Consider the following 14403-nt stretch of genomic DNA (forward strand, 5'->3'; position numbering starts at 1 on the left):
TCCGATCCCGCCGTGCCGCAGGGCGCGGCGCAGCCGTCAGATGCGCCGATCAGGCGTCCTTCTTCGGCTTCAGGACCTGGCGGCCCTTGTACATGCCGGTCTTGAGGTCGAGGTGGTGCGGACGGCGCAGTTCGCCGGAGTCCTTGTCCTCGACATAGGTCGGCGACTTGAGAGCGTCGGCGGAGCGACGCATGCCACGCCGCGAGGGCGAAGTTTTTCTACGGGGAACGGCCATATGAGTGGTCCTTGCAGGTGATCGTTCGAGCCATCGGCGCCCGCTCGCCCCCTTTTGACTTTGTTAAAGGTAAAGGGCGGCTCGGCGGCGCCGCCGGCGCGAGCTCAAAATTCGGATTAAGGCCGGCCTTATAGAGGATGAAGGACGGCGAATCTAGGGGGGCGAGGCCCCTGATTTTCCTGAAAAAGCGCCGCGGTTCCGGCCAAGGCACCCCGGCGCCCCCTGCGATTGCGCCCGAATGACATATTTTGCGGCGAGGCGACGCACCCCCGGACCCGGATTCCGGGCACTGCGAACCACCGGATTGGGCAGGATCGCGGCCATCAGCGCTGCCTCGCGCGCTGACAGGGCTGCGGCCGGCCGGCCGAAGGCATAGGCCGCCCCCGCTTCGGCGCCAAACCGGCCTTCCGGCCCCCATTCAGCGATATTGAGATAGATTTCCAGGATCCGCCGCTTCGGCAGCACAAGGTCGATCCACAGTGCCAGCGGCAGTTCCAGCCCCTTGCGGACCACGCTGCGGCCCGGCCACAGGAACAGGTTTTTCGCCACCTGCTGGGTGATGGTCGAGCCGCCGCGCGCCACTTCGCCATCTTCGGCGTCCTCGATCACTTCGTGCAGGGCGCCCCAGTCGACGCCGTGGTGGCTGCAGAACCGGCCGTCCTCGGACGCGATCACCGTCCGCGGCAGCGCCGGCGCGATGGCATCGAGATCGACCCAGGTCCGTGTCATCGGTGCCCCGGTCAGGCGGCGCCACAGCATCAGCGTCGAGACCGGGTGGCCGGAACCGTAGGTCAGAACCAGCACGTAAGGCGCCGCCAGAACGATCACCACGATGAGGAGAAGGCTGCGGACAACGCGCAAGGGCTGTGCTACCGGCTCACGGACATTGCGATACGCGATCGTGGCAAGGCCCGCCCGGGCCGAACACGGCCGGTCGAGGCCCCCTCCCAGGGGGCCCTCAGCCCGGCCCCGCCCTCCTGCATATCCCGGATCGGCCCCGCGCTCCAGCAAGCGGCGCGGCGGGGGCGGCGGAATTGACGGAGCGGTGGCCATGACCGATTGTCGCGGCGGATTTTTCTGGAGTTTTGCTGAATGACCCTCGCTTCCCCGCAGGATTTCACCACGCGGCTCGACAAAACAGCCGAAGACACCGAAACCCTGCTCGGCCACATCCTGTCCGACGACGTCCTGGAGAACGAGATCGCGCGCCCGCAGCGCCTGATCGAAGCGATGCGCTACGGCAGCCTCAATGGCGGCAAGCGGCTGCGGCCGTTCCTGGTGGTGGAGAGCGCGGCGCTGTTCGATGTGCCCCGGCCCGGCGCGCTGCTCGCCGGCGCGGCGCTCGAGGCCATCCACTGCTACTCGCTGGTCCATGACGACCTGCCGGCGATGGACAACAGCGACCTGCGCCGCGGCCGCCCCACCACCCACAAGGTCTATGACGACGCTACGGCCATTCTGGCGGGCGACGCGCTGCTGACCATCGCCTTCGACATCAGCACCCGCGACGAGATCCATCCCGACGCCGACGTGCGGCTGAAGCTGACCCGCGCGCTCGCCCGCGCCGCCGGCATCGGCGGCATGGCCGGCGGCCAGATGCTCGACCTCGCCGGCGAAGGCCGCTTCGGCGACAAGATCCAGCCCGACGTCGCGCGGCTGCAGCAGATGAAGACCGGCGCGCTGCTGCGCTTCGGCTGCCAGGCCGGCGCGATCCTCGGCCGGGCGTCGGATGCCCAGTACCAGGCGCTCGACGACTACGGCCGGGCGTTCGGCGAGGCGTTCCAGATCGCCGACGACCTCCTCGACATCGAGGGCGACGCCGCCGCGCTCGGCAAGCCCGCCGGCCAGGACGCCGCGCTCGGCAAGGCGACCTTTGTCACGCAGCTCGGCCTCGACGGCGCCAAGCAGCGCCTGCGCGACCTGCTGGCGACCGCCGACCGGGCGCTGGCGCCGTTCGGCGCCAAGGCCGACGTGCTGCGCGCCGCCGCCCGCTTCGTGGCGGAACGCAAGAACTGAGCCAGGGGTCCGGAGGCGCGATGGCGGCGAGGGACGATCACGACCGCCATCTGCAGCGCCTGCTCGGCCTGCCGCGGCTGCTGCGCATCGTGGCGGCGCGGCCGCGCTTCTTCATCGCCATCGCCGTCGGCCTCATCGCGCTCGCCGTGCTGCCGGCGGCGTTGCGGCAGAGCACGCGGCTGCTGATGGCCTGGGACATCTCCAGCGCGCTGTACCTGCTGCTCGCTTTCACCACGGTGATGACCACGGGAACGGCGCGGATCCGCCGCCGCGCGGCGCTGCACGACGACGGGCGCTTCGCCGTGCTGGTGCTGACCGCGGTCGCCGCCTTCGCCACACTCGGCGCCATCCTCGCCGAGCTCGCGCCGGCGCATCGCGGCCCTTATGCGCCGGTGCTGGCGACGGTGACCATCGTGCTGTCCTGGGCGGTGATCCACACCACCTTCGCGCTGCATTATGCCCACGAATACTATCGCGGCGATCGCATCGGCGGCCTCGCCTTTCCCGGTGACGAGAAGGAACCGGACTACTGGGACTTCGTCTACTTCTCGTTCGTGATCGGCATGACAGCCCAGGTCTCCGACGTCGGCATCACCGACCGCATCATCCGCCGCACCGCGACCGCGCACGGGGTCGCGTCATTCATCTTCAACACCGCGCTGCTAGCGCTCACGGTCAACATCGCCGCGAGCGCGCTATGACCGGCCGGCCGGCACGGCCGTATCGCTGGTGACGACAGCCGGACCTCCGGCCTCCTGACGGGATGAGCACCGCCATGACCGAAAGCTTCCTGATCGTCCTGCTGCTGCTGACCGCGATGGCGGCGACCGCCGCGGTGGCACGCCGCTACCAACTGACCCCCGCGCTGGCATTCCTCGGCATCGGCATTGCGCTCGCGTTCATTCCCGGCATGCCGCGGATCGCGCTGGAGCCGAAGGTGGTGCTGCTGATCGTGCTGCCGCCGCTGATCTATTCCGCCGGCGTGTCGATGAGCTGGCGCGAGTTCAGGTCGAACCTGCGCCCGATCGCGCTCTTGGCGATCGGCTGCGTCATCTTCACCACCTGCGCGGTCGCCGCCGGCGCGCACTTCCTGCTTGGCCTGCCCTGGAGCCTCGGCTTCGTGCTCGGCGCCATCGTATCGCCGCCGGACGTGGTGGCGCCGCTGGCGATCGCCCGCCGGCTGCACCTGCCGCACCGCATTCTGGTGATCCTGGAAGGCGAGGGCCTTGCCAACGACGCCACCGCGCTGATCCTCTACCGCTTCGCCGTGCTGGCAATCAGCACCGGCAGTTTTTCGCTGGGCGAAGCCGCCGGAACATTCGTCGCCATCGTCGCCTGCGAGGTGCTCTTCGGCATCGCGGTCGGCTGGCTCAGCCTGCGGCTGCGGCGATGGGCCCGCGATGAGCGCGCCGAGATTTCGCTGTCGCTGCTGACGCCCTATCTCGCCTACTGGGTGCCGGAGCATCTCGGCGGCTCCGGCGTCATCGCCACCGTCGCCGCCGGCCTCTATGTCAGCTGGAACGGGCCGCTGCTGATCTCGGCGGCGACCCGCCTGCAGGGCATTTTCCTGTGGGACTTCGTGATCTGGCTGATCGAGGGTTTCCTGTTCCTGCTGATGGGCTTCCAGATGCGGCTGCTGATGGAGAAGTCCAAGGTGGTGCCGCTGCACGAGGTGATGACCGCGATCGCCCTGACCTCGGCGATCGTCATCGCGGCGCGCTTCATCTGGGTGTTTCCCGGCACCTACCTCACGCGCGCGATGAGCCGGCGGCTGCGCGAGCACGATCCACCGCCGCCATGGCGCTCGACCCTGGTGATCAGCTTCACCGGCATTCGCGGCGTGGTGTCGCTCGCCGTCGCGCTGGCGCTGCCGCTCACCCTGCCGAATGGCGAGGATTTCCCCTCCCGCGACCTGATCCTGTTCGCGAGCTTCGGCGTCATTTTCATCACGCTGGTCGGCATCGGCCTGACGCTGCCCATCGTGGTCAGGCTGCTCGGCCTGTCACATCACGGGTTGATGGAGGCACGGCGCGAGCGCGAGGCGGAGATTGCCGCACGCCGGGAGATCCTGCAGTCGGCGCGCCAGTCGCTGGAGGACCTCACCACCGACCGCGAGCTGACGCCGAGCCTCGTCAAGTTCCTGGAGGCGCGGCACGAGACGCGCACCCGCGCCATCCCTGAGCCCCCCGCCGAGGCGGGCCAGCACACCCCCGCCACCATGGGCGCGCCGATCGTGCGCGAGCTGATCACCGCCGAACGCAAGTTCCTCCACGGCCTGCTGCGCGAAGGCAAGATCACCGACGAAACCCGCCGCCGCATCGAGCGCGACCTCGACCTCGAGGAAGCCGTGGTCAACAACCGCGAACGCAACACGCCGCTGTGAGGGGGCGCGGCGAGATTTCACCGGCCTCTCTCCTCATCCTGAGGAGCCCGCGCGGCGGGCGTCTCGAAGGATGAGGCCCCGAACGTAGACGATACCATCAGGAGCGCCTCGGCCTCATGGTTCGAGACGGCGCTGGTGCGCCTCCTCACCATGAGGGGAGAGGCGCTGCGACCTTTTCAGCGTCATCACCGGGCCGACGCGAAGCGTCGTGCCCCGGTGATCCAGCTTTAAAAAGCTCTCGTCGCGTTGCAAGTAAGCTGGCTTGCCGGGTCAAGCCCGGCAATGACGCATTGGGTGTGGCCGACGCCGGCCCAGCAATTGGAAGGCCGAAGGGCGACGGATCACCGCCGCCGCTATTCCGCGGCGGTCTGGCCGGTGACGCCGTAGCGGCGTTCGATGTAGTCCATCACCATGACCTTGAAATCGGCCGCGATGGTCGGGCCGCGCAGGGTGGTGAACTTCTTGCCGTCGACGAACACCGGCGCCGCCGGGGTTTCGCCGGTGCCCGGCAGCGAGATGCCGATGTCGGCGTGCTTGGACTCGCCGGGACCGTTGACGATGCAGCCCATCACCGCGACGTTGAGCGTCTCGACGCCGGGATAGCGCGTCTTCCAGTTCGGCATCTCGTCGCGGATGAAGTCCTGGATGTCGCGCGCCAGTTCCTGGAACACGGTGGAGGTGGTGCGGCCGCAGCCCGGGCATGCCGCGACAAGCGGCACGAACGTACGGAAGCCCATGGTCTGCAGGATCTCCTGCGCGACCTGCACCTCGAGCGTGCGGTCGCCGCCCGGCTCCGGCGTCAGCGACACGCGGATGGTGTCGCCGATGCCCGACTGCAGCAGCACGCTGAGCGCCGCCGCGGATGCGACGATGCCCTTGGAGCCCATGCCGGCTTCGGTGAGGCCGAGATGGATGGCGTAGTCCGAACGGGAGGCGAGATCGCGATAGACCGCGATGAGGTCCTGCACCGCCGAGACCTTGGCCGACAGGATGATGCGGTTCTTGGCGAGGCCGATTTCCTCGGCGCGCTGCGCCGACAGCAGCGCCGACTGCACCATGGCCTCGCGGGTCACCGCGCGGGCGTCGCGCGGGGTGGCGGAGGTGGCGTTCTCTTCCATCAGGCGGGTCAGCAGTTCCTGGTCGAGCGAGCCCCAGTTGGCGCCGATGCGCACGGCCTTGCCGTGCTTGATCGCCATCTCGACGATGGCGCTGAACTGGGTGTCGCGCTTGTCCTTGAAGCCGACATTGCCGGGATTGATGCGGTACTTGTCGAGCGCTTCGGCGCACGCCGGATGCTCAGCGAGCAGCTTGTGGCCGATGTAGTGGAAGTCGCCGATCAGCGGCACCTTGATGCCGCGCTTGTCCAGCGCCTCGCGGATATGGGGAACCGCCGCCGCCGCCTCGTCGCGGTCGACGGTGATGCGGACCATCTCGGATCCGGCACGGGCAAGCGCCGCGACCTGGGCCACCGTGCCCGCGACGTCGGCGGTATCGGTGTTGGTCATCGACTGGACCACGATCGGCGCGCCGCCGCCGACGGTCACGCCGCCGACCTTGACTGCGGTGGTCTTGTGCCGCGGCGCGGGGCCGGCGACGTCGATCTCTGACGGATTTTCGAGCTTGCTCATGGGCCTCAGATATCAGGTTTTTGTGACGGACAGCAACGGATCAACCGCCGCCGGCGACGGACGGTTGACGAGAATAAGGCCGGCCAGGACGAGCACGGACGCGCCGGCGAAAGCGATCGTCATCGGATCGTGCATCACGAAATAGCCGGCCGCGACCCCGAACAGCGGCGTAATGAAGGTGAAAGCCGACAATTTGCTGGCGGAGTAGGTCCGCACCAGCATGAACCACAGCAAGAAGGTCAGCCCGACCACCCAAAACGTCTGATAACACAATGAGATAAGGGCGACTGTGCCAGGAAGGGCGGGAAGCCTTTCGCCAAACGCCAGCGACGCGAGGCCAAGGATCGGGATCGACACCGCCAGCTGGTAGGCCAGGGTCTTCTCCGCTGGCGCCCGCAGCAGCGGGGTGAGCTTCACCACGATAGTGGTCGCCGCCCAGAGAATGCCGCCGATCACGATCAGGCCATCGCCCATCAGCACCTTGCCGTCGACGCCGACCTGAGGCACGCCGATGGCGAGCGCGACGCCGGCGAACGACAGCGCGAGGCCGCCCCACTGCGCCGGTCCGAGGCGCTCGCCGAGCAGGCGGAACGAGCCGAACGCCACCACAAACGGCGCGACATAGAGGAACACCACGGCGCGGGTGGCACTGGTCCACATCAGGCCACGGTAGATCACGACGAATTCGAGACCGAACAGCAGGCCTGCCAGCAGACCCGCCTTCAGCGTATCATCCGCGGTGAAGATCCTGACGCCGCGCAGGCGCGCGATCAGCAGCACGACAACAAGCCCGCCGGTCGAGCGCAGGGTCGCCATCATCAGCGGCGGGATGTCAGACAGCGCGAGCTTGATCGCGATCTGGTTGAAGCCCCAGCTCAGGCACAGCATCAGCATCACGGCGACGGCGCCGAGGGTCAGCGGACGGCCCGCTGCGGACGATGGTTGCGAAGACATGGAGACCTTATGCCGGGCGGATGAGCGCCATTGTTGTTATGATGTTGTCTGGCAATGCACGCATGTGCCGGTGATTTCGACGACGGACAGCTTGGGCGAAAAGCCCGTGCCGCGTGCCGCCTCGTTGATGGCATTGGCGATCGGCGCGGCGGGAATTTCGCCGACGGAGCCGCAGCGGTCGCAGATCAGGAACGCGACCATCGCGATGTCGTCGTGGTTGTGAGCGCAGGCGAGAAAGGCGTTGCGGCTCTCGATGCGGTGGACGAGGCCGTTCTCCATCAGGAAGTCGAGCGCGCGGTAGACGGTAATCGGCGCCGGACGCGCGATGACCTTGGCGAGCTCGTCGATGATCTCGTAGGCGCCGAGCGGACGATGGCTCGACAGCAGCGCCTGCAGCACCTGGCGGCGGATCGGCGTGAACTTCTGCCCCCGCCCCTCGCACACCATCTCCGCATGGCGCAGCGCGTCTGCCGCACACCGGCCATGATCATGATCGGGCGTCGGAAAAATCAGCGCGGTCGGCGTCGGCTTGGTCGGCGTCATCATCGAACCATTTACTCGCTCTTGGGCGATTCCGCTCGGTTTTTCGGCATCTTGTTCCCGCAAGCGGGCCATGCATCAATTTTTTGCAATGCAATATTTTTCATTGCAACGCAACAAAAAGCCCCCAAATCTCCGCCAGACTGAACGCCGTCGCCTGCGGGGCCGACGCATCGCGAAACGTATTTTTCCAACGACAGCGAGCCAGTTCCTTGGTCACCAACCTGAAATCCTACCTCGACGGTCTTGCGAACTGGACCCGCCGCAGCAGCGCGCGCGCACCGCGCCCGACGGCCAAGAAGATCAATCTCGCCCTGCAGGGCGGCGGTGCCCATGGGGCTTTTACATGGGGTGTGGTCGACCATTTGCTAGCCGATGGGCGGCTTGAGATCACCGGCATCTCCGGTGCGTCTGCTGGTGCCGTCAATGCGGTGCTGCTGGCCGACGGCCTCGCGCGCGGCAATGTCGACGACGCCCGCAAGCAGCTCGCCGACTTCTGGCGCGCCGCCAGCGTCGGCGGCAGCCTGCCGCCGGTGCAGCGTGCGGTCACCGACCGCATGCTGTCGCTGATGCCGTTCGCGGCCACGCCGATCCAGAACTGGTTCGAGGCGATGGCACACTATTTTTCGCCCTACGACCTCAATCCCCTGAACATCAACCCGCTCGGCGACCTGATCGCCCGCTCGGTGGATTTCGAGGCGGTGCGCAATGGCGACATCGAGGTCTTCATCTCGGCGACCAACGTCCACACGGGCCGGCTGCGCATGTTCTCCCGCGAGACGATCACCGCCGATGTGGTGATGGCGTCGGCGGCGCTGCCGTTCATGTTCCGCGCTGTCGAGATCGACGGCATTCCCTATTGGGATGGCGGCTACATGAGCAATCCGGCGATCTTCCCGTTCCTGCAGGCGACCGACGCCGAGGACGTGCTGGTGGTGCAGATCAATCCGGTGAGCCGGCCATCGACGCCGCGCACGTCCTCGGAGATTCTCAACCGTCTCAACGAGATCACCTTCAACTCGGCGCTGATCTCGGAGCTGCGCAGCATGGACTTCGTCAACCAGCTGATCGACGACGGCCATCTGCCCCGCGGCACCGGCAAGGACCAGTACCGCCGACTCAACATCCACCGCATCGACCTCGGCGGGCTCGGCAGCCGGCTCGCCGCCTCCAGCAAGCTCAAGACTGATTACGACTTCCTGGAGCTGCTGCACCGCGCCGGCCAACGCGCGGCGCGCCGGTTCCTCGACCAGCATTTTGACGCCATCGGCAAGACCAGCACCCTCGACCTCGCCGCCGAGGCCGGCGTCGAATGGGCCTGAGCTAACCCCCTGATTTAAAATTAACTTTTTATTAGCCATGCGGTGCGGTCAGGGGCCGTCGGCGCAAACGCCGCTCGTCGAATTCGTGAGCTAGCTTATTATATCGCAAGCTTAGGAGCTGGTTCCGGCCGATGCCGAAGAGCAATCCCGATTTCCTGTTCGCCCTGTTCGAGACTCAGCGGATGCTGCGGCTGTACGCCGACAAGCTGGCGACGCGGTTCGGCATCACCCGCGCCCAGTGGGCGGTGCTGGCGAAGCTCGCGCGCACCGAGGGGCTCAAGCAGTCGGAGCTCGCCGATCTCATGGAGATGCAGCCGATCACCCTGACGCGGCTGATCGACCGGCTCTGCGACAACGACCTGATCGAGCGGCGCGCCGACGCAAGCGACCGCCGCGTCAACCGCCTTTACCTGCGCCCGGCCGCGCGCCCGCTGCTCGACAAGCTCGCGGAACTGCGCGCCGAGATCACCGAGACCGCGCTCGGCCGCATGACGGCGGCCGAGGCCGAAGGCCTCGTCACCCAGCTCGAACTCATCAAGGACAATGTGCGCGACGCCTTGTCGAGCGTCCCGAATTCGAAGGTCCAACGTTATGGCTGATCCCGTCTTGAAGTTTCCGCCCGATGAGAAGCGGCCGGACAGGCCGGCGGCGCGCAACAGCTGGCGCGAGCGACTGCGCGACAACCGCCGCATGCTGCTGCTGGTGGTGCTGCCGCTGGTCGCGGTGGTCGGCGGTGTGCTGTTCTATCTCTCGGGCGGGCGCTACGCGACCACTGACGACGCCTATGTCGGAGCGCAGAAGGTGCTGATCACCCCCGACATCTCCGGCAAGATCGACAAGGTCGTGGTGCGTGAAGGCCAGCGCGTCAAGGCCGGCGACGAGCTGTTCGAGATCGATCCGGTGCCGTTCCGTCTCGCCCTGCAGCAGGCGCAGGCGACGCAGGAGACCGCCAAGACCAACTACAACAATCTGAAATCGAACGTGCAGTCGTACAGCCAGATGCTCGACCTCGCCAAACAGGGCGTCGAGCTCAAGCTGCGCGACGTCGAGCGCAAAACCACGCTGGTGAAGAGCAATTTCGGCTCGCAGCTCGACCTGGACACCGCGACCACCAACCTCGTGGTGGCGCGAGCGCAGCTCGAGCTGTTGCAGCAGCAGCTCTCGACCGCGATGAACCAGCTCCTGAACAATCCCGACCTGCCGCTCGACCAGTTCCCACCCTACCGGCAGGCCCAGGCCGCGCTCGGCGAAGCGCAGCGCAACCTCGACCACACCGTGCTGAAAGCGCCGATCGACGGCGTCGCCACCCAGGTCGACAGCATCCAGCTCGGCCGCTTCATTCCGGCCGGCACCCCGGTGTTCAGCATCATCGACGACGCCCGCCCATGGGTCGACGCCAACCTCAAGGAATCCGATTTCACCTATGTCGGCGTCGGCCAGCCGGTGACGCTGAGCGTCGACGCCTTCCCGGACCATGCCTTCAAGGGCACCGTCGGCTCGCTGAGCCCGGGCACCGGCGCGCAGTTCGCGATCCTGCCGCCGCAGAACGCCACCGGCAATTTCGTCAAGGTGGTGCAGCGCGTGCCGGTGCGCATCTACTTCGATGATGGCGACAAGGTGGTGCGCAAGCTCAAGGCCGGCATGAGCACCTATGTGTGGATCGATACCGGGCATCGCCGGTCGCTCGCCGGCCTGCTCGGCTTCTCCTCCGCCACGGCGCAGGAGACCGACCGGTGACCGCCGCCGCCACCTCCTCGGCGGCGGTCCCGGGCTTTCGCCGCAACATGGTGACGATCTGCGCCATGACGGCGACCATCATGCAGGCGCTCGACACCACGATCGCCAACGTCGCGCTGCCCTACATGCAGGGCACGCTGTCGGCGTCGCAGGACCAGATCAACTGGGTCCTGACGTCCTACATCGTCGCCGCTGCAATCATGACCGCGCCGGTCGGCTGGATCGCCAACCGCTTCGGCCGCAAGCGCATCTTCATCATCTGCGCCGCCGGCTTCACGGTGGCCTCGGTGCTGTGCGGCCTTGCCCAGGATATTACCCAGATGGTGCTGTTCCGCCTGCTGCAGGGCGTGTTCGGCGCCGCGCTGGTGCCGCTGTCGCAGGCGGTGATGCTCGATTCCTACGCGCTGCATGAGCGTGCCACCGCGATGTCGATCTGGGGCATGGGCGTGATGATGGGCCCGATCATGGGCCCCTCGCTCGGCGCCTGGCTGACCGAGACCTACTCCTGGCACTGGGTGTTCTTCGTCAATCTGCCGTTCGGCGCCCTCACCGTGCTCGGCCTTGCCACCTTCATGGAAGAGACCAAGCCGAACACCGCGCTGAAGTTCGACTGGTTCGGCTTTGCAGCCCTCGCGGTCGGCATCGGCGCGATGCAGATCGCGCTCGACCGCGGCGAGCAGCTGGCGTGGTTCGAATCGCCGGAGATCATCGCCGAGACCATCATCTCGATCGCCGGCTTCTACTATTTCTTCGCCCACTCCCTGACCACGCCCAAACCGTTCGTGCAGTTCGCGATCTTCCGGGATCGCAACTTCATCAGCGGCTGCGTGTTCATGACGGTGATGGGCCTCGTGCTGTTCTCGACCATGGCGCTGTCGTCGCCCTACCTGCAGAACGTCATCGGCTACCCGATCATCACCGCCGGCCTGCTGCTCGCCACCCGTGGCAGCGGCACCTTCGTGGCGATGATGCTGGTCGGCCGGCTGATGAAATACTTCGAGGCGCGCACGCTGATCATCACCGGGCTGTCACTGATGACGGTGTCACTGTTCATGATGACCGGCTTCACCGACCAGACCCAGGCTCCGACCATCATCGGCTGGAGCGTCGCGCAGGGCTTCGGCCTTGGCCTCGTGTTCGTGCCGCTCAGCACAGTGTCGTTCCTGACACTGCCGCCGCAGCTACGCACCGACGGCACCGCCATGCTGACACTGCTGCGCAATGTCGCGAGCTCGGTCGGCATCTCGGTGGTGATCGCCGAGCTGACCCAGGGCGGCCGGCGCTATTACGCGATCCTCAACGAACACATCACGCCGTTCAACAACGCGATGCAGATGCCGGACGTGGCGCGGATGATCAACATGAACACCGACGCCGGCCGGGCGCTGGCGGACGCGATGCTGCAGGTCCAGGCCCAGATCATCGCGTTCGCGCGCGACTACCAGCTGGTCATGATCGTGACGTTGTGTTCGATCCCGCTGGCGCTGATGATCGGCTCGACCAAGGCGGCGCTGCGCAAGCAGACGCAAGCCGCCTCCGATCACGCGGCGGTGATGGATTAGGTGCGGACCGGAGCTTAGTCCTAGCGATCCGTCGAAGACGGATCGCGCTGGCCGGGCATGACGGAGAACAGCGGGCAATCCGTGTGCTTCAACAACGGCTTGAAAATGCGGGCTGCATTTTCCAGTCAGACTCTCAGCGTGACGGATCACGTCGATCGAACTTCAGCTCATCACGCGTCAGTGCACACGCACGAAGGTGCTGAACTGAAAATTCTGCACCGACTGCCACGGCGTGGCGTGCTGGTGCCGGCGGCTGTCGACCGGCGTGAAGGCGGGCCCGAGCAGCGTCGCGAGGCTGTCGGTGCTGTGCCGCGTCACCGGCAGGCCGCTGCATTTCTCGGGTCCATCGAGCGCGAAGGTGCCGATGATGGCATGACCGCCGACCTTCAAGGCCTGTTTGAGCCGCGCGAGATACGCCGCCTGCTCTGCGGGCGCCGTGAGGAAGTGGAAGGCGGCGCGGTCGTGCCAGACATCGTAAGTTGCCGGCGGCTGCCAGGCGGTGACGTCGGCGACGATCCAGTTGACGCGCCCGGCCGCTTCGCCGAGCCGCGCCTGCGCCGTCGCGAGCGCGGCGGACGACAGATCCAGCACGGTGAGAGCGCGGTGGCCGCGCGCCAGCAGGGCATCGACCAGCCGCGACGCGCCGCCGCCGATATCGACGATCGCCGACGCCGCCGTGGCACCGGTCAGCGCGATCAGCGCCAGCGACGGCGCGGGATCGTCCTGGAACCAGCTGACGTCGCGCTCGCCCTTGGTGCCGTAGACGGTGTCCCAATGGGTCTGTCGGTCGGTCATGGTGTCAGCCTCTTCTTCGCCCATCGTCACTCTGCCGCGTGAGATAGGATGCCACGCGCCCGCCGTCGAGGGCCGACGCGGCGGCGGGCCGCCTCCTCCAGATTGTCTCGCAGGTTGTCTCGCCGCGCCGTGCACCCTAAGCTGGTGTTTTGCCATCGGAGGCCTGCCCGCCCGCATGACGGTCCTTCCCGTGTCCATCACCGCGACCGGCATCTACACGCCTCGCACCTCGATTCCCTCCGCAGACATCGACAGCGCCAACGCCTGGCCGCAGGGCCGCAGCGAGAAGCTGACCGGCGTCGCCCGCCGCGGCGTGGCGGCGGAGGACGAGAGCGCGTCGCTGATGGCGAGCGAAGCGGTGCGCGCAGCGCTCGCCGCCGACGCCGCCGACACGCTCGACCGCCTGGTGGTGGCCTCGATCATGGCCGAGCAGCCGATCCCGACCACGGCGACGCTGGCGGCGCGCCGGCTCGGCCTCGACGGCATCACCGCCTATGACGTCAACGCCTCGTGCCTGGGATTCCTGCAGGCCGTCGAGGGCGCGGCCGCGGCGATTACGCTCGGCACCTCCGCCAAGGCCGCCGTGGCCGCAGTGGATCTGGCGACGCTCGGCCTCGACCGCGCGGACCCGGCGACGGCGCCGCTGTTCGGCGATGGCGCCGCCGCCGCGGTGCTGCGGCGCTCCGACGGCGCGTCCGCGATCCTCGCGCTGCGGCTCGAAACCTATCCCGACGGCGCCGAGCTCTGCGAAATCCGCGCCGGCGGCTCGCGCTGGAATGCGCGCCAGCCGCCGCCTTCGACCAAGGATTATCTGTTCCGCATGAACGGCGCGGCGCTGGCGCGCCTCGCCATGGCGCGGCTGCCGGACTTCATCACGCGGGTGCTGGCAGAGGCTGGCGTGCGACTCGACGACATCGCCTGCATCATGCCGCACCAGGCAAGCCGCCTCGGCCTGCGCTTTCTCGAGCGCCTGCTCGGCGGCAAGCGCGCCGCGATGGTCGACATCCTCGCCGACCACGGCAACCAGGTCAGCGTGTCGCTGCCGACCGCGCTCCACCACGCCGTCACCACCGGCCGCCTGCGCCGCGGCGACCTCGGCCTGATGCTCGGCACCGCCGCCGGCTTCGGCATGGGCGCGATGGTGTTCAGGTATTGAGGCGTGGCGGGGTGGTGCGGCGTTTGAACAACGTGATCTGTCAGTCTTCAAGGCCTGCTTCGTTCGCCCGTGCCT

The 14403-nt window shown here is 67.4% G+C and carries 14 protein-coding genes; 8 read left to right on the forward strand and 6 right to left on the reverse strand.

All coding sequences use genetic code 11. From position 1 onward, the window contains the following. Positions 1-49 precede the first annotated feature (49 nt). Both rpmF and mtgA read right to left on the reverse strand, forming a co-directional pair. A complete protein-coding gene (gene rpmF / locus AB4Z37_RS05340; RefSeq protein WP_441515639.1) occupies positions 50-235 on the reverse strand; it encodes a 50S ribosomal protein L32 in 186 nt (61 codons plus the stop codon). A gap of 153 nt (positions 236-388) precedes the next feature. Further along, positions 389-1096, reverse strand: a complete 708-nt coding sequence (gene mtgA / locus AB4Z37_RS05345; protein ID WP_441515640.1) for a monofunctional biosynthetic peptidoglycan transglycosylase — start codon at positions 1094-1096, stop codon at positions 389-391. Between the two features lie 231 nt (positions 1097-1327). On the opposite strand from mtgA, the gene AB4Z37_RS05350 reads away from it, so the two are divergent. The 3 genes from AB4Z37_RS05350 (at position 1328) to AB4Z37_RS05360 (ending at position 4634) form a co-directional block, all read left to right on the forward strand. Beyond that, on the forward strand, positions 1328-2251 hold the full coding sequence (locus AB4Z37_RS05350) for a polyprenyl synthetase family protein (protein WP_441515641.1): 924 nt from the start codon (positions 1328-1330) through the stop codon (positions 2249-2251). Between the two features lie 20 nt (positions 2252-2271). Then, positions 2272-2952: a DUF1345 domain-containing protein gene (locus AB4Z37_RS05355; RefSeq protein ID WP_441515642.1), complete on the forward strand. Its 681-nt coding sequence runs from the start codon at positions 2272-2274 to the stop codon at positions 2950-2952. Positions 2953-3026: 74 nt separating this feature from the next. Further along, positions 3027-4634 carry a Na+/H+ antiporter gene (locus AB4Z37_RS05360; protein ID WP_441515643.1) on the forward strand — a complete coding sequence of 536 codons (1608 nt, stop codon included), beginning with the start codon at positions 3027-3029 and terminating at the stop codon, positions 4632-4634. A gap of 353 nt (positions 4635-4987) precedes the next feature. On the opposite strand, the gene ispG is transcribed toward AB4Z37_RS05360, so the two are convergent. The 3 genes from ispG to AB4Z37_RS05375 are packed head-to-tail and all read right to left on the reverse strand — an operon-like array spanning position 4988 to position 7759. Further along, positions 4988-6262: a flavodoxin-dependent (E)-4-hydroxy-3-methylbut-2-enyl-diphosphate synthase gene (ispG, locus tag AB4Z37_RS05365; RefSeq protein WP_441515644.1), complete on the reverse strand. Its 1275-nt coding sequence runs from the start codon at positions 6260-6262 to the stop codon at positions 4988-4990. 12 nt (positions 6263-6274) lie between these two features. Further along, on the reverse strand, positions 6275-7216 hold the full coding sequence (locus AB4Z37_RS05370) for a DMT family transporter (protein WP_441515645.1): 942 nt from the start codon (positions 7214-7216) through the stop codon (positions 6275-6277). A 36-nt stretch (positions 7217-7252) separates the two neighbouring features. Further along, on the reverse strand, positions 7253-7759 hold the full coding sequence (locus tag AB4Z37_RS05375) for a Fur family transcriptional regulator (RefSeq protein WP_441515781.1): 507 nt from the start codon (positions 7757-7759) through the stop codon (positions 7253-7255). A 209-nt stretch (positions 7760-7968) separates the two neighbouring features. Here AB4Z37_RS05375 and AB4Z37_RS05380 point away from each other — a divergent pair, with 209 nt between their 5' ends. The 4 genes from AB4Z37_RS05380 (at position 7969) to AB4Z37_RS05395 (ending at position 12377) form a co-directional block, all read left to right on the forward strand. Continuing rightward, a complete protein-coding gene (locus AB4Z37_RS05380; protein ID WP_441515646.1) occupies positions 7969-9078 on the forward strand; it encodes a patatin-like phospholipase family protein in 1110 nt (369 codons plus the stop codon). Positions 9079-9209: 131 nt separating this feature from the next. Further along, positions 9210-9677 carry a MarR family winged helix-turn-helix transcriptional regulator gene (locus AB4Z37_RS05385; protein ID WP_441515647.1) on the forward strand — a complete coding sequence of 156 codons (468 nt, stop codon included), beginning with the start codon at positions 9210-9212 and terminating at the stop codon, positions 9675-9677. Then, positions 9670-10815, forward strand: coding sequence for an HlyD family secretion protein (locus AB4Z37_RS05390; protein WP_441515648.1), 1146 nt, complete (start codon positions 9670-9672; stop codon positions 10813-10815). Before AB4Z37_RS05385 ends, AB4Z37_RS05390 begins: the two co-directional genes overlap by 8 nt. A gap of 47 nt (positions 10816-10862) precedes the next feature. Then, entirely contained in the window at positions 10863-12377 is a 1515-nt protein-coding gene (locus AB4Z37_RS05395) for an MDR family MFS transporter (RefSeq protein WP_441515782.1), read from the forward strand. Between the two features lie 177 nt (positions 12378-12554). On the opposite strand, the gene AB4Z37_RS05400 is transcribed toward AB4Z37_RS05395, so the two are convergent. Then, a complete protein-coding gene (locus tag AB4Z37_RS05400; protein ID WP_441515649.1) occupies positions 12555-13172 on the reverse strand; it encodes a class I SAM-dependent methyltransferase in 618 nt (205 codons plus the stop codon). A 175-nt stretch (positions 13173-13347) separates the two neighbouring features. Between AB4Z37_RS05400 and AB4Z37_RS05405 the strand changes: the two genes are divergently transcribed. Further along, a complete protein-coding gene (locus AB4Z37_RS05405; RefSeq protein ID WP_441515650.1) occupies positions 13348-14328 on the forward strand; it encodes a 3-oxoacyl-[acyl-carrier-protein] synthase III C-terminal domain-containing protein in 981 nt (326 codons plus the stop codon). Positions 14329-14403: the final 75 nt, after the last annotated feature.

Source organism: Bradyrhizobium sp. 2TAF24, from assembly GCF_052115025.1.
Taxonomy (GTDB): domain Bacteria; phylum Pseudomonadota; class Alphaproteobacteria; order Rhizobiales; family Xanthobacteraceae; genus Bradyrhizobium_A.

What these genes read in the sequence shown, in the direction of transcription:
- rpmF (WP_441515639.1), bottom strand. Translation starts at nt 235, where the DNA reads ATGGCCGTTCCCCGTAGAAAAACTTCGCCCTCGCGGCGTGGCATGCGT.
- AB4Z37_RS05350 (WP_441515641.1), top strand. Translation starts at nt 1,328, where the DNA reads ATGACCCTCGCTTCCCCGCAGGATTTCACCACGCGGCTCGACAAAACA.
- AB4Z37_RS05355 (WP_441515642.1), top strand. Translation starts at nt 2,272, where the DNA reads ATGGCGGCGAGGGACGATCACGACCGCCATCTGCAGCGCCTGCTCGGC.
- AB4Z37_RS05360 (WP_441515643.1), top strand. Translation starts at nt 3,027, where the DNA reads ATGACCGAAAGCTTCCTGATCGTCCTGCTGCTGCTGACCGCGATGGCG.
- ispG (WP_441515644.1), bottom strand. Translation starts at nt 6,262, where the DNA reads ATGAGCAAGCTCGAAAATCCGTCAGAGATCGACGTCGCCGGCCCCGCG.
- AB4Z37_RS05370 (WP_441515645.1), bottom strand. Translation starts at nt 7,216, where the DNA reads ATGTCTTCGCAACCATCGTCCGCAGCGGGCCGTCCGCTGACCCTCGGC.
- AB4Z37_RS05375 (WP_441515781.1), bottom strand. Translation starts at nt 7,759, where the DNA reads ATGACGCCGACCAAGCCGACGCCGACCGCGCTGATTTTTCCGACGCCC.
- AB4Z37_RS05385 (WP_441515647.1), top strand. Translation starts at nt 9,210, where the DNA reads ATGCCGAAGAGCAATCCCGATTTCCTGTTCGCCCTGTTCGAGACTCAG.
- AB4Z37_RS05390 (WP_441515648.1), top strand. Translation starts at nt 9,670, where the DNA reads ATGGCTGATCCCGTCTTGAAGTTTCCGCCCGATGAGAAGCGGCCGGAC.
- AB4Z37_RS05395 (WP_441515782.1), top strand. Translation starts at nt 10,863, where the DNA reads ATGGTGACGATCTGCGCCATGACGGCGACCATCATGCAGGCGCTCGAC.
- AB4Z37_RS05400 (WP_441515649.1), bottom strand. Translation starts at nt 13,172, where the DNA reads ATGACCGACCGACAGACCCATTGGGACACCGTCTACGGCACCAAGGGC.
- AB4Z37_RS05405 (WP_441515650.1), top strand. Translation starts at nt 13,348, where the DNA reads ATGACGGTCCTTCCCGTGTCCATCACCGCGACCGGCATCTACACGCCT.